Source organism: Candidatus Berkelbacteria bacterium, assembly GCA_016187225.1.
In the GTDB taxonomy this organism is placed as follows: Bacteria; Patescibacteriota; UBA1384; order JACPKC01; family JACPKC01; genus JACPKC01.
On record JACPKC010000010.1, the window covers coordinates 202,336 to 216,341 of the forward strand.

General features: G+C 46.4%; 12 protein-coding genes and 2 tRNA genes. 12 read left to right on the forward strand and 2 right to left on the reverse strand.

Features of this window, described 5'->3' with window-relative positions:
* Nucleotides 1–73: 73 nt before the first annotated feature.
* From HYW32_03810 to HYW32_03830, 5 genes are all read left to right on the forward strand, one after another.
* Nucleotides 74–910 carry a hypothetical protein gene (locus HYW32_03810; GenBank protein ID MBI2590116.1) on the forward strand — a complete coding sequence of 279 codons (837 nt, stop codon included), beginning with the start codon at nt 74–76 and terminating at the stop codon, nt 908–910.
* Between the two features lie 79 nt (nt 911–989).
* A complete protein-coding gene (locus tag HYW32_03815) occupies nt 990–3,110 on the forward strand; it encodes a collagen-like protein (protein MBI2590117.1) in 2,121 nt (706 codons plus the stop codon).
* Nucleotides 3,111–3,141: 31 nt separating this feature from the next.
* Nucleotides 3,142–3,702, forward strand: coding sequence for a sortase (locus HYW32_03820; protein ID MBI2590118.1), 561 nt, complete (start codon nt 3,142–3,144; stop codon nt 3,700–3,702).
* Nucleotides 3,699–4,856 (forward strand): S8 family peptidase, encoded by a 1,158-nt coding sequence (locus HYW32_03825; GenBank protein ID MBI2590119.1) that lies wholly within the window; start codon nt 3,699–3,701, stop codon nt 4,854–4,856. Before HYW32_03820 ends, HYW32_03825 begins: the two co-directional genes overlap by 4 nt.
* Nucleotides 4,857–4,901: 45 nt before the next feature.
* Nucleotides 4,902–4,988: transfer RNA gene (locus HYW32_03830), tRNA-Leu, on the forward strand.
* Nucleotides 4,989–5,062: 74 nt separating this feature from the next.
* Here HYW32_03830 and HYW32_03835 read toward each other — a convergent pair.
* Complete coding sequence (locus tag HYW32_03835) at nt 5,063–5,539, reverse strand: hypothetical protein (GenBank protein MBI2590120.1); 477 nt, start codon at nt 5,537–5,539, stop codon at nt 5,063–5,065.
* 64 nt (nt 5,540–5,603) lie between these two features.
* The gene (locus tag HYW32_03840) at nt 5,604–6,224 is read right to left on the reverse strand and encodes a threonylcarbamoyl-AMP synthase (GenBank protein ID MBI2590121.1); all 621 of its coding nucleotides are present in this window, start codon (nt 6,222–6,224) and stop codon (nt 5,604–5,606) included.
* 40 nt (nt 6,225–6,264) lie between these two features.
* Between HYW32_03840 and HYW32_03845 the strand changes: the two genes are divergently transcribed.
* The 7 genes from HYW32_03845 to HYW32_03875 all read left to right on the forward strand — a co-directional run bounded on the left by HYW32_03845 (nt 6,265) and on the right by HYW32_03875 (nt 13,996).
* Nucleotides 6,265–6,340: transfer RNA gene (locus HYW32_03845), tRNA-Ala, on the forward strand.
* A gap of 17 nt (nt 6,341–6,357) precedes the next feature.
* Nucleotides 6,358–7,059, forward strand: a complete 702-nt coding sequence (locus tag HYW32_03850) for an HAD-IB family phosphatase (protein ID MBI2590122.1) — start codon at nt 6,358–6,360, stop codon at nt 7,057–7,059.
* A 12-nt stretch (nt 7,060–7,071) separates the two neighbouring features.
* Nucleotides 7,072–8,157 carry an SIS domain-containing protein gene (locus tag HYW32_03855; protein ID MBI2590123.1) on the forward strand — a complete coding sequence of 362 codons (1,086 nt, stop codon included), beginning with the start codon at nt 7,072–7,074 and terminating at the stop codon, nt 8,155–8,157.
* A gap of 15 nt (nt 8,158–8,172) precedes the next feature.
* Nucleotides 8,173–9,381 (forward strand): phosphopyruvate hydratase, encoded by a 1,209-nt coding sequence (eno, locus tag HYW32_03860; GenBank protein MBI2590124.1) that lies wholly within the window; start codon nt 8,173–8,175, stop codon nt 9,379–9,381.
* Nucleotides 9,378–10,958, forward strand: a complete 1,581-nt coding sequence (locus HYW32_03865; protein MBI2590125.1) for a 2,3-bisphosphoglycerate-independent phosphoglycerate mutase — start codon at nt 9,378–9,380, stop codon at nt 10,956–10,958. Before eno ends, HYW32_03865 begins: the two co-directional genes overlap by 4 nt.
* A 12-nt stretch (nt 10,959–10,970) precedes the next feature.
* Nucleotides 10,971–12,611, forward strand: coding sequence for a 2,3-bisphosphoglycerate-independent phosphoglycerate mutase (locus HYW32_03870; GenBank protein MBI2590126.1), 1,641 nt, complete (start codon nt 10,971–10,973; stop codon nt 12,609–12,611).
* Between the two features lie 2 nt (nt 12,612–12,613).
* Nucleotides 12,614–13,996 (forward strand): CCA tRNA nucleotidyltransferase, encoded by a 1,383-nt coding sequence (locus HYW32_03875; GenBank protein MBI2590127.1) that lies wholly within the window; start codon nt 12,614–12,616, stop codon nt 13,994–13,996.
* Nucleotides 13,997–14,006 lie beyond the last annotated feature (10 nt).

Here is a 14,006-nt window from a genome sequence, read left to right on the forward strand (position 1 = left end):
CATACTCCTACAAGTTAAAATATATGGGAAAGGAGTTTTTATGAAACTCAATCTCATTTCCGCACGTAACCGCATGCGGGTAATGGCTGCAGTTGCGGCAGTTGCCCTCATGAGTGGTGCTGGTTCAGCCTGGGCAGACGTTGACCTAAGCGCTGGCAACGACATCACAGGACCAGATTCGGTTAATCGCAACGACTTCGACATCACTGACGATCTCGATTTAGATATCGACAATGATGCTGACGCTGACAACGACATCGATCTCGATGCCGACAGTGGCGATAACACCATCGATAGCAACACCACGGTTGGTGATTTCGAGGGTGGCGATATTGAAGTTGAAGGCGAATTTGTGACCGAGCTCAACACGGGTGAAGTTATGCTTGGGGATATGGAACTCGGTGATGTTGATGCTGATTTCAGCAACGATACCACCGGTCCTAACTCCGACAACCGCAATACACTCGATATCGATCGCACTGCTGATATTGATGTCGATAATGATGCCGACATCGACAACGACTTTGACGTTGATGTTGATACCGGTGGCAACGACATTACTAACAACACAACGGTTGGTGATATCGAAACCGGTGACTTTGAGATGGAACTAACCGTCGAGAACACCGCGAATATGGGTGCGTCACAGGTGACGTTGCCAAGTATGGGCGACCAGGATGTCGATGCTGATTTCAGCAACGATACCACCGGCCCTAACTCTGTTAATCGCAACACGCTCGATGTGGACAACACATTGAATGTTGATGTCGATAACGATGCCGATGTTGACAATGACCTAGATGTTGATGTCGACAGCGGTGATAACACCGTTGATTCGAACACAACTGTTGGTGATATTACAACCGGCGACGTGTCAATTAACTTCAGCTTCACCAATATTTTGAACTAAAATAAAGGAAGTTCGAAGTTTGTGTAGGCTCGAGGAAGTTGCTTCCTCGGCCTCACAAATATCGAAGCGGGGAGAATATATGCACAAATCCAGATTTAAGAAATTCCGGCGAGTCTTTGCAATTTCTATGGTCGGACTCATTTTGAGTTTTTCTTCAATCGCGCCCGCCCTTGCGGTTGGGCCAATCGGACCAGTTGGTCCACAAGGCCCAGTGGGGCCCCAGGGTCAGGTTGGTCCACAAACCCCAGTTGGCCCCCAAGGCTCTATCGGTCCTCAACCAGTCACAGAACAAGGTCCAGCTTCAACATCAACAGCCGAACCATCAGTGATTTCAAATGAACCACCAGTTGCACAACTCACTAATAACTCGAACGTAATAGAGCCAGGCGTTCAAACTTCCACTCCGCTTGAACCAGTCGCACCAATCGAGTCGACCAGCGCTTCAGCCGACCCGGCGATTGAAGGCACGCAAGTCAGCGCCGGCGAACTTACGAATGAGCAAACTGGCTCGAACTCGGAGAATTCAAATGCCGTCGGTGTCACAAATTCGGCAATGGTTGAAACGACAAATTCGGCCACAGTCGGCAATAATCTTAATTTAGATGCGGCGACCGGCGATAACGAAGTTACGAGCAATACCATGGTCGGAAGTTTCACGACTGGTGATATTCAAGGTTCGATTAACATCATCAACGCTACGAATTCAGAATTTGCCCCTGGCAGTACCGTGGGTGTTGGCGAGATCACAACAAATGCAAGTGGTGATGTTTTCTTGCTTGATGGAGTGGATCGGTTATATTTACCAAGCAACAATGAAACTGGAGTGAATTCAGCTAATACAAACGTTATTAATGACACGAACGTGGTACGTATAATTACAGATAATAATGCCGACATTGATAATGTTATCGATATTAGTGCCGATACCGGCAATAATACGCTCACCAGCAACACAGTGCTCGGCGATATTGCGACCGGCACGATCGACCTTTCATTGAACATCATCAATTTACTTAACCTACTTATGCCGGACACGCTTTTTTCGCTCGACCTTTGGTCAATTTTTGGCGACCTTGCGAGTGATATTATTCTCCCCATGGTCAATGAACTCACCGGCGTAAATTCGGAAAATACAAATTCTGCTATCCAAAATACAACTGTCGATGTTACCCTGGCGAATAACGCTCAAATCGATAATATCTTCGACATTCAAACCGAGACAGGCAATAACGCACTCGCCAGCAATAGTACTGTCGGAAACATCGAAACCGGCGGCACGCGGATCGAGGGTGGAGTTACAAATATTGCTAACAGCGCCAATCCGACACTTTATCTCTTTAATGTTTTGGGTGACTGGACTGGGAGCGCTCTCGGATTGCCAGGCGGTAATTTTATTGTGAATGAACTTTCCAGCCTACTAACGGGTCCTAATTCGCTCAATGAGAATACTGCCCAGCAAACAAATGATGTTTTAGTTGACGTAACCAATACCGCCAACGTTTCCAACCAGCTTTCTTTGAACGCAAATACCGGCGCTAACACGGTTGAGCGAAATTCAAAAGTTGGCAATATTAAAACCGGCGATATTAATGTCATGGCGAATGTGGTCAATTTCCTTAATTCGTTTGGGAGTGATCTTAAAAAGTTTTCTCTCAAGGTTGTGAATATTTTTGGAAACTGGAATGGCACCGCGAAATCAACGCCCGATCCAGAAATTCAAACTGCAAGCGCTCTCGCATCGCCAGAGAACATCGATAATCAGTCATCGCAAAATTCAAACACTGCCGATGTGTGGGTTACACAACCAGTCGCCGCAACTTCAATAGAGATTTCACAAGCATCATCAAATTCTACCGGTGAAAACAATCTATCGGAAACTGTGATAGCTAGTGTTGCCGAAGATCAGTCGCCTGAAATGCCAAGTTCGCCAGTTCAAGTTGCAAGCGCGAATGAAAATACAAGACTTGCGTTTGTTGAGCAAAAACAGAATTCTAATGACGAATCGAGATTATCTGAAGATGCTACACCCGAAGAAAATCTCACTAAAATTGCTTCAGCTCACATTGAACAACCTGTCTTGGTTGGGGCTGAAAAGAATAAAATAAATTGGCAACTGATACTAGTCTTAAGTCTACTTAGCTTCTTCGCTTTAATCTGGGGTTCTCTTGAGATTGCCGCCGTTAAATCAATTCGTCGTTAAATTCCTACGTTCGATTCTAGCTTTTTCGCTTTTGTTATTATTTTGGTACGCGCCGCTCATTTTTTCACTTACTCAACCGACCCTGATTGAAGCTGGTGTACTAGGTAAGAGGATTGCTGAAGCGCCGGTCGCTGACACTTTTAGATACGAAAATTTAGGGATTGAGGTTCCAATCGAAAAGGCCGCCTGGACATCACCCTTAAATACAAAAGATTGGCGTAAAATTCGCTCGGCGCTCGAACGGGGCGTAAGTTTGGCATATGAGGGCGAGTTTTTGGAGAGTGTTACCCTTGCCTTTATTACCGGTCACTCGAGCGATGTCTATCCACACAGATATAGTTCCGTTTTTGCCAGCCTTGGCCAAGCGCAAAGAGACGATAATTTTACCTTGTGGCTTAATCAAAATCCCTACCAGTTTAAAGTTACTGGGGTCAAAATTATTTCACCCCAGGATGTTGAAGAGTTTCAGGCCCTGAATCCGGGAGAGAAATCAGACATCCAACGAGTTGCTCTGGTAACTTGCTGGCCGGTCTTGACAACTCGCTCAAGACTCGTTGTGATTGGAGAACGCAGTTTGAGAGGTAGCTTATGAATAGTTATAAAATTTTTATTACTGGTCTAGCATTGTTGATTTGGTTTAGTATTAGCTTGCCTGCAGAAGCAAGTCAAACGCGGGTTCAGGTTGGCGAACGCAAAGTTGTAAAATGTAAAATTTCGCTTGACAAGTGCGCCAACGAACTTCGTTCACAAGGTGTGCTTGTAAAGAGAAAACTTTCGTTTATTCAAGGCGTGGCGGCGAATTTGAATAGTGAAAGCGAGGCGAAACTTATAGCCACTGGTGTGATTCAGAACGCTGACCCAGATATTGAGATTTCTGCTTTAAGCCATCGCGACCAGGCTCAAATTCTAACCTGGAACATTGCCCGAATCCAAGCCGATCGAGCACAGGCAAAGAGTACTGGATTAGGTATTGATGTGGCGGTGATTGATACAGGTATCGATCTCGATCACCCGGATTTAATTGGTAGAATTAAGGGCGGTATCAACCTCATAAATCCTTGGGCCAACGCTGATGACGATAATGGTCATGGCACACATGTTGCTGGAATTATAGCGGCGGAAAATAACGGTTTTGGCGTTCTCGGTGTTGCTCCGAAGAGCAACTTATACGCAGTTAAAGCTCTTGATCGGCGTGGCCGTGGCTATCTTTCAGATATTCTTGCTGGCATGGAATGGGCGCTCAATTCCGGGATTGAGGTGATCAACTTGAGTCTTGGAACGCCGGTTAGCATTCCCACACTTCAGGAGGCCACAACTCGGCTGGTGCAGACTGGGATTGTAGTTGTTGCGGCGGCTGGCAACGACGGCGCCGCCGTGAATTATCCAGCGGCGTATCCAGGCGTAATTGCTGTTGGCGCAGTCGGTGATGAGGACGAATTACAACGTTGGTCATCACATGGATCCGCGCTCGATGTTGTTGCTCCAGGCGATCATATTTATTCCACTTATCGAAGAGATCGGTATCGAACCATGAGCGGAACATCGATGGCAACCCCTCATGTTGCCGGACTTGCAAGCTTACTTCTTGCTTACCCGTCAGCTTGCGACCAAAATAGCGATAATCAGTGTTCGGCTGAAGAAGTTGCCGCTCGGATTTTTGCAACGGCAGACAATTTAGATACACCTGGCTACGATTTGACTACTGGTTATGGCGTGATTAATTCAGCTCGAGCCCTAGGACTTTAGAACTCATTGTTTGTCCTATTAAAGCCTGTTAATATAGCAGGCGGTGCCGCGGTGGCGGAACCGGCAGACGCGCTGGACTCAAAATCCAGTGATCGCAAGATCGTGTGGGTTCGACTCCCACCCGCGGCACCAAAACAAAACCGGACGGCTTTTTGAGAGCCAGATCGTGGGTGCTCTTGTTGTGAGCAACGGCTAATATCTTATACTTACATCTGGTCGATGCCGGTTGCAAATTGACGTTTATTGTCCCCTACGCTTTCAATTAAGAAGTAACCCAAGCGTGGCGCGGCCGATGCTTTTTTACTGAATTCGGCATTAGCATTTCCGCTTTCGTTAGTTGAAAAATTACCGATTGACACTTTGGTGCCATTGTAAATGTTATTGCCATCCGGATTCGCGCCAGTATTCTTGAGACTAATGAAGAAAAGCTTATAAGTTTTCTCTGCAGAGGCACCCTCAAGGTGAACGTCAATTTCATCCTCTGTCACCGATACTTGTCCTTCCTGCAGAGGATCAGTACCTTTTTTAACGGCATTACTGCCGCAATCGTTACCGCTTTTAGTATCAGCACAGCGAATGAGGTCGCTTTCCATCGAATGCCATTCGGAAGCAATTGCGTAGACAGCGCTCGCCGAAAGAGTTAATAAGACAAGTGTTAGAATTACTAATTTCCATGATTTCATTTCACTCACCTCCTCTCTACATTGAATATATTTAAAACAGATGGGATTGTAAATTATTCAATTATTAAATTGGAGTAAAGTGTGCATTGCCCTGCCTGATCAGCGTGGGCGGGGTAGTTGTGAGATCGACGACAGTTGAAGAAGGAACTTGTGGCAAAGCGCCGGCATTGAGAATCAAATCCGGTTGAGATTCTTGAGGGACGACATGAAGAAAATGTTTCTTAATGTCTTCAAGTGAGTATAAGGCGCCTTGTCCAGATAGATTGGCGCTGGTTGTAATATAGGCGTCGTGGAATGTCTGCGAAATAACTTGAGTGATCGGGTAGTCGGGAATGCGAATACCGATTGTGTTCGTTGGAGAAATACCGAAATCGGCATTGAGTAAGATAAAAGTATACGATCCAGGCAGATAACGTTTCAGCGTTTCGCGTTGGTAATCGGAAAGCTGGGCGAGCCTTTCAATGTGTTCAAGGTCTTGAGCAATAACAGAAAATTTTTTGCCAGTCTCTCGATCTTTCAGGGCAAGGAGACGTTGAATTGCGCGCCGATTGCGCGCATCAGTTCCTAAACCATAACAAGTATCGGTTGGATAAATTAAGACACCGCCTCGTTTTAACACTTCAACTGCCGCCTGAATAGCGCTCGAATCCGGTTTTTGAGGCGAAAGTGTCAGTATTTTCATCATTAGTAACGTACCAGTAAATCTGATAAGATGCATCTTATCTGGGCCGTTAGCTCAGCTGGTAGAGCGCAGCATTCGCATTGCTGAGGTCGGGAGTTCGATTCTCCCACGGTCCACCAAATTAAGAATGATTTTTATGTCAGAAAAAACAATTTTCAATATTGCCTTTAACTGCGATAGCACGCTGGTTTCGATTGAGGGCCCGGTTGAACTAGCACGTCGCTTAAAAGTTCAGGGGATCGATGAACTTACGGAGCAAGCTATGCAGGGCGAGGCGTCATTTACCGAAGTTTTCCGGCGTCGTTTTGAGCTTTTGCAACCCAGTCTTCCAGACGTTCAATGGCTTGGTTCGCGTTATCTTGAAACTATCGTTCCTGGTGCAAGAGAAGTTATTCAGACACTTAAAGATCAAGGCCATCGCATCTACCTTATTGCTCCAGGGTATCGAACCGCAATTCTTAAACTTGCAAAATATCTTGGCATTCCTTCACTCAACGTCTGCGCGGTTGATATCGAATTCGACAGCGTCGGAAAATATCTTTCTTTTGATGAGGATAATATTCTTACAACTGATGAGGGCATTCCTATGGTTTTAGCTGAAATCGCTAAACTTGGTCCAACAATTTATATTGGTGATTCCGTGCGCGATTTAGATACTCGCTCGGTCGTTGATCTCTTTATTGGCTTCGGTGGAGTCCGTTTTCGACAGAAAGTCGCCGATGAGGCCGAAGTGTATGTCAAAACACCGAATTTTTTACCAGTTCTTGCGCATATTCAAAACAGAATACAAATTATTCACGAACGTAGAATGAATAAAGCGGCGCTAGCGATGGTCTAGCAGAGGAGTTTTATGCCCGTCCTTGATCTTCAGGAAAATTTTCAGACACTTGATCGTGAAAATATGCTCCAGTCGATCGAAGACATGCCAGCTCAATGTATGGCGGCTTGGGAAGGAATGAATTCAATTACTTTGCCAACTCATTATATTCAAGCCAATCAGATGATTTTATTAGGCATTGGCGCGAGTCGAGTTGCGGCTGAATTTGTACAGGCGATCGCTTTAAAGACTAGTACAATTCCCATTGAAGTTTTGACTGGTCCGGATTTGCCAACTTATGTTGGCAGTCAAACGTTGGTCATTGCCATAAGTTATACGGGAAACACGCGCGAAGTGGCTGCCGCCTTTCGCTCTGCTGGTGAGCGTGGGGCAAAGTTATTCGGTATTAGCGCTGGTGGGGATTTAGCCGCTCTCTGTCGTAAATACCGAGCTCCATATTTCTCGATTCAATATGGTGCTCAACCACGAGCGGCGATTGGTTATCTGATAATGCCGCCTTTATTGGCGCTCGAGCGCCTTGGTTTTGTTGAATTCGAAACCCAGGATCTATTGGCCAAGGGAGTTGAAACCTTACGCCAATGTGCCGAAATTCTACGTCCGTCAGTGTCGACTCCACAAAATCAAGCAAAACAACTCGCCCAACGTTTGATGGGTAAGATCCCCGTGATTCTTTCGCCTGATTTCCTTCGAGCAGGCCGACATCGTTTTCAAATGCAACTTCAGGAAAATGCTAAAACCTTTACGGTTGAAGTTGAACTACCTGAAGGCTTTCATACGTTTATCGCCGATCTAAAATTTCCTCAAAGTATTGCCAGTGAATTAGCTTTCGTTTTGCTCCGTTCGCAATACGAATCGACAGGTTTGCGTGAAGAATACGAAACTTTGGGCACTCAACTCAAGCAAGGGCACCTACAAATAGAACAGATCAAGCTTAAAGATGGCAATACATTTCTTGATGAGCAATTCGGTTTTTTGAGCTGGGCTGATTACGTTTCATTTTATCTGGCTCTCCTGAATGGAGTTGACCCCTCGCAGTCAGGGGATATGATAAACATTCAAGCATCAAAAGTTGGCTTAAAGGCATTTTTCCAAACGTAATCATTAAGGAGGGATATGAGCGTTATTAAGTCGATTCAAGCGCGTGTCATACTTGATTCCAGGAGCGATAAAACACTCGAAGTCGACGTTTGGTTGGATGATGGTGTTCGTGGTCGTGCCTCGGTTCCGGCAGGCGCATCAACGGGGATTCATGAAGCCGCTCAAATCAAAGATATGGATCAGGCGAAACATAATGTGAACACACTTGCTAGTTTAATTCTAGGTCAAGACCCAAGTCAGCAGGAGCAAATTGACCGCACCTTACTTTCAACCGACGGCACCGAAGAGAAAAGCGCTTTGGGTGGTAACGTAATTTTAGCGCTTTCATTAGCGGTTTGTGATGCCGCCGCTCAAAGTCGTCATTTACCGCTTTTTAAGCATATTCAAGAACTTGCGGGTCTGAAGACTGGGTCACGCCTGCCAACGCCGATGTTCAATATCATTAATGGCGGCAAACATGCTGATAACTCACTGGAATTTCAGGAATTTATGATTGTCCCGGCGGCCGACGAGCGTTCATTTCGTGAAAAATTGATGATTGGCGCTGATCTTTTTCAAAAACTGCGAGCGGTTCTGCATAAAATGGGGCACTCGATCGCACTTGGGGATGAGGGCGGTTTTGCTCCACGGCTCAACTCAAATGAAGAGGCATTGGAAATTTTAGTTCAAACGATTGAGGGCGCAAATTACCAACCGGGTCGTGATGTCACTTTGGCCTTGGATATTGCCGCGAGTTCAATTGCCGATCTCACACCAGTTACCTACCCGCTAGATTCCAACTCGTACTACAAAAAATTAATTTCAACTTATCCGATTTCTTCACTGGAAGATCCATTAGCCGAGGAAGATTGGCAGGGTTGGGCGAAACTGAATGCCCTAATCGGTTCGAGTATTTTAATTGTCGGTGATGATCTTTACACAACCAATCCGAAAAGACTAGCAATGGGAATTCAGCAAAAGGCGGCAAACGCAATTATTATTAAGCCGGATCAAATCGGCACACTTACCGAGACTTTGCAGGCCGTGCGCCTTGCAGAACGGGCTGGTATGACAATTATCGTCTCACATCGCTCCGGGGAAACAGAGTCAACCTTCATTTCTGATCTTGCCGTTGGCACTGGCGCGGCCTTCATTAAAACCGGCGCTCCCGCGCGCGGCGAGCGGGTCGCCAAGTATAATCAGCTTCTTAGGCTTGAGGAGTTTTTACAGGAGAATCAGGCATGAGCGCCAAAGAAAAACCAAAAGCTATTTTAATTATTCTCGATGGCTTTGGCCTTTCGCCCATTACCAAAGGCAACGCAATTTACCAAGCTAAAACACCAAATCTCAATCGAATTTTAGCAAGTTATCCATATACGGCTTTACGCGCTCATGGCACCGAAGTTGGTTTGCGATGGGCGGAGATGGGCAATTCTGAAGTCGGTCACTTAAATATTGGCGCCGGTAGAGTCGTTGAGCAGGATGTAACGAAAATTTTTCATTCAATTGACGACCGTAAATTTTTTGATAATCGTCCGTTACGCGAGGCATGTAGTCAGGCTAAAAAATCCAAATCAACTTTGCATCTGATTGGTTTAGCTTCAGCCGGCGGCGTGCATGGGCATATTGATCATCTTAAGGCGCTCCTGGAATTGGCTCATTCATACAGAATCGAGCATGTTGCTTTGCACCTTATCGCTGATGGCCGTGACGCAGAGTCAAAGTCGTTGGCAAAATATCTTCCTGGCATTGAAGAAACTCGCGCGCGTTTTGGTGGCGAATACGCAACTCTCATTGGTCGCTACTATGCAATGGATCGCGATCGACGCTGGGAACGAACGCAAGCCGCTTATCAAGCAATGGTGAGCGGCGAAGGGCAAAAGGCGGCAACGCTCGAAGAGGCATTAGAGTTGGCCTATGCTCGCAAAGAAACGGATGAGTTCATTCGGCCGACTGTTATTAATCCTGCAAAAAAGGAGTTGCGAATTCAAAATGGCGACGTCGTAATTTTTGCCAACTATCGGCCGGATCGCGCACGTCAACTTGCCGCCGCCTTTCGAGGGGCGGATTTTGATGGATTTGTCCGTAAGGAACGGAATATTCATTTTGTGACATTCACAGATTATGGAATTGAGCTTAAGCACTCCGTGGTCGCTTTTTTGCCTGAACCAGTGCCACGTCAACTCGCGAGTATTTTGGCTTCGGCTCACTTGAGACAGTTGCATATTGGGGAAACCGAAAAGTATGCTCACGTTACTTATTTTTTCAATGGCGGCGTGGAGAAACCTTTTGACGGAGAAAAACGTATCCTTATCAATTCGCCCAAGGTTGGCACTTACGATGAGGCGCCTGAAATGTCGGCTCGCGAAATTACCGATTCATTACTCACTGCTTGGTCGCGTGACAGTTTTGATGTTGCAATCGTTAACTATGCAAATCCTGATATGGTCGGTCATACCGGAGATCTGGCGGCAACGGTGAAAGCGTTAGAATTTTTGGATCAGTGTTTGGGCAAGATCTTTGAGTTGGCCGAAAGTCAAGGCGATTGCATCCTAATTACCAGCGACCATGGCAATGCCGAACAGCTTCTGAATCCTATGACTGGAGATGTTGACAAAGAACATACCGTTAATCCTGTGCCTCTGATCCTAGTTGCTCCCACCGTCAAGCATCGCCCGAAAGGCGGAGATGTGAAACTTGAGCTTCTTTCGCAATCACCGGTGGGTATTTTGGCTGATGTAGCGCCAACCTTACTCGCACTTCTTGATATCAAACGACCAGCAGAAATGACTGGAGAGAATCTCCTGCATGAACTGCGTTAAAAGGAATGACGGATGGGAACCCAGTCAATTACCGACGTAAAAATTCATCCTAGGCCGATCGTTCTATTAATTTTGGATGGTTGGGGACTTTCGCCCTCATGGGGTGGAAACGCAATTGCCCTCAATGATCCGCCAACTTTTAATTATTTGTGGAAGTATTATCCACATACTGTTTTGCAAGCCTTTAAGGTGATTGCGGGGCCTTCTGGGATTGTTGGCTCATCCGAGATTGGCCATGCTTCAATTGGTTCCGGGCGAGTCGTTCAACAAGATTTGACCGAAATTAGTCTTGCGATTGAGAGCGGTGTTTTCTATAAAAATCAGGTCTTGAAAGATGCGTTTGCCACCGCTAAAGAAAAAAAGAAGCGTGTGCATCTAATCGGCTTACTTTCCGAAGGTGGCATTCATGGTTCGCTGAAACACGCGCTTGCTTTGGTTGAATTTGCTAAGCGGGAAGGCGTAAAGGATTTATGGCTACATCCATTTACCGATGGCGAGGATTCTGATACTCATTCAGCCCAAGAAAATTTGCATGCCCTGCAAGCGACTCTCGGCAGAATTGGAGTGGGTAGGATTGGTACAATCAGCGGTCGATTTTATGGGCTGGATCGAGATGGGTATTGGGATCGGACAGCGCGAGTTTATGAGGCGTTGGTGTATGGTCGTGGTGAGCAGGCATCAACACCTGCGCAAGTCGTCAGTCGAGCTTATCAAGCAGGCTTGGACGATGAACACATCCCGCCAACGGTGATACAAGCTCAAAGCGAAATTAGCGCGAGTCGCATTCAACCCGGTGATGTAGTGATTCATTGGAATTTTCGCGCTGATCGAGCGCGGCAATTAGTTCGCGCTTTTCTTGATCGCAAGGTTTTTCGGCCATATTTCATTCATCGGCGCTACCCTTTAGCGGGAGTATCCGTAGTGTCGTTTACTGATTACCATCTTGATCTTCCAAATCTAACGATTGCATTTCCATCGGCAGTGATTTCAAATACTTTAAGCGAACTTTTGGCGACGCATAAATTGACTCAACTCCATGTGGCCGAGAGTGAAAAATACGCTCACGTCACCTATTTTTTCAACGGTGGTCTCGAGGAGCCGCATCTAGGTGAGGACCGGATCATTGTGCCCTCTCCTCGAGCTCAAGCATACGACACTGTGCCGGCGATGAGTGCGGGGGCGATCACGCGCATTCTAGAAAGATCAATTCGTCGGAAATCTCATGATTTCATTGTTGCGAATTTTGCCAATGTAGACATCGTCGCTCATACCGGCAATCTTGCCGCGACTGGCAAAGCGGTTCTGGTTGTTGATGAGGCACTGCGCCGAATTGCCAATGCCGTCATTGATGTGGGCGGCGCTCTATTCATTACAGCAGATCACGGGAATGCCGAATCGGTTGCTCGACTCAAATTAGAGCAAGACAGTCGCGAGACGCTCCATACCTTGAATCCAGTTCCATTTATGTATATAGCCCGTGAAGTTAAAAAAGTCGAGCAACTTACTCACGCTTTACTCGGCAAAAGTTTGGTTGGTCAGATGCTAACTCTTGAGCGAACCTTGGCTGATGTGGCGCCAACGATTCTAGATGTGATGGGAATACCGGCGCCAAACGACATGACTGGCGCATCGCTCGTGAAAGAATTTGATTAACTATGAGCTCAATGCTTAGACAAAAACGAGCGATTGAAATTGTCAATAAATTACGCTTGCAAGGTTTTGTCGGTTATTTTGTTGGTGGGAGTGTGCGCGATCTCCTCTTGAAGCGCACACCCAAAGACTATGACTTGGTGACCGATGCAACACCAGACGAAGTGGCAAAGATTTTTCCCAAACACCACGCGATTGGCAGAAAGTTCGGTGTGTTGACAGCCATATTCCCTGAAGGTACATATGAGATCGCGACTTTCCGCGCGGAAAAAACATATGAAGACAAGCGCCGTCCTAAAGAAGTTTTTTGGACCCACGCTCGCGAAGATATCTCGAGGCGCGACTTCACAGTGAACGGTCTTTTGTATGATCCGATCGCAAACAAAGTAGTGGACTACGTTCATGGCCAGCGCGATCTTGAGTTACGAGTGATTCGTTTTATCGGACACGCAAAAAAACGCATTCAAGAAGATCCAGTTAGGATTCTTCGAGCAGTGCGGCTAAAAAATAAACTTCGATTCCAATATGATCCAACTACCTACCGAGCGCTGACCGCCTTGAGCGCGGAGCTAAAACATGTCTCACTGGAACGTGTTCGCGATGAATTGAACCTGATGTTGAGTCAGGCGTCACGTCTCACGGCGCTTCAGGATTTAGATCGAATCGGCGCCCTGAAAATACTTTTGCCGGAGATTGACGCCTTAAAAGGTGTTCCCCAACCCATTGATTATCATCAGGAAGGCGATGTCTACGACCATACTCTTCGAGCGCTTGCAAGTCTTGAGACTTATAGCCCAAGTTTTTTAATTTGGGCAGTGCTCTTGCATGATAGTGGCAAACCAACCACCCTCTCTTACAAACAAGTTCATGGCAAACCGACCATTACAACCAACCACCATGCCGAAGTTTCGGCTGAAATTGCAGAACAAGTTTTACGCCGTCTGCATTTTTCTGCAAGTGAAACGGACACAATCGCATGGATGATTCGTCACCATATGAGTCTCAAAGATATCGAGCAGATGCGTCCGGTGCGTCAGGAGGCTTATGTTTTAGACCCGCGCTTCCCATGGTTATTGGAACTGCACAAGGCTGATGCCTTGGGCGCCAAGCCAATCGATCTCTCGCTTTATGCACGCGACTTAAAACTTTATGAAGGAATGAAGCAACGTCGCCTCGCCGCCATTAAACTCTCCCCTACTCCGCTCCTAAACGGGCATATTCTACAATCAGAGCTTGCGTTAATGCCTGGCCCGATGCTTGGTGAGCTTCTTGAAGAAGTGCGCAACGCACAACTTCAAGGCTTAATCCGTACTCCGAATGAGGCGATCGAATATGCGCGCGCTCTCATAAAAACCAATTCCACAATTTCTTCTAGGCAGAAAAATTAAGTGTAGGTAT

Bases quoted from the DNA above. Each gene is read 5' to 3' on its own strand.
- HYW32_03810 (MBI2590116.1), top strand. From the start codon at position 74: ATGCGGGTAATGGCTGCAGTTGCGGCAGTTGCCCTCATGAGTGGTGCT.
- HYW32_03815 (MBI2590117.1), top strand. From the start codon at position 990: ATGCACAAATCCAGATTTAAGAAATTCCGGCGAGTCTTTGCAATTTCT.
- HYW32_03825 (MBI2590119.1), top strand. From the start codon at position 3,699: ATGAATAGTTATAAAATTTTTATTACTGGTCTAGCATTGTTGATTTGG.
- HYW32_03835 (MBI2590120.1), bottom strand. From the start codon at position 5,539: ATGAAATCATGGAAATTAGTAATTCTAACACTTGTCTTATTAACTCTT.
- HYW32_03840 (MBI2590121.1), bottom strand. From the start codon at position 6,224: ATGATGAAAATACTGACACTTTCGCCTCAAAAACCGGATTCGAGCGCT.
- HYW32_03850 (MBI2590122.1), top strand. From the start codon at position 6,358: ATGTCAGAAAAAACAATTTTCAATATTGCCTTTAACTGCGATAGCACG.
- HYW32_03855 (MBI2590123.1), top strand. From the start codon at position 7,072: ATGCCCGTCCTTGATCTTCAGGAAAATTTTCAGACACTTGATCGTGAA.
- eno (MBI2590124.1), top strand. From the start codon at position 8,173: ATGAGCGTTATTAAGTCGATTCAAGCGCGTGTCATACTTGATTCCAGG.
- HYW32_03865 (MBI2590125.1), top strand. From the start codon at position 9,378: ATGAGCGCCAAAGAAAAACCAAAAGCTATTTTAATTATTCTCGATGGC.
- HYW32_03870 (MBI2590126.1), top strand. From the start codon at position 10,971: ATGGGAACCCAGTCAATTACCGACGTAAAAATTCATCCTAGGCCGATC.
- HYW32_03875 (MBI2590127.1), top strand. From the start codon at position 12,614: ATGAGCTCAATGCTTAGACAAAAACGAGCGATTGAAATTGTCAATAAA.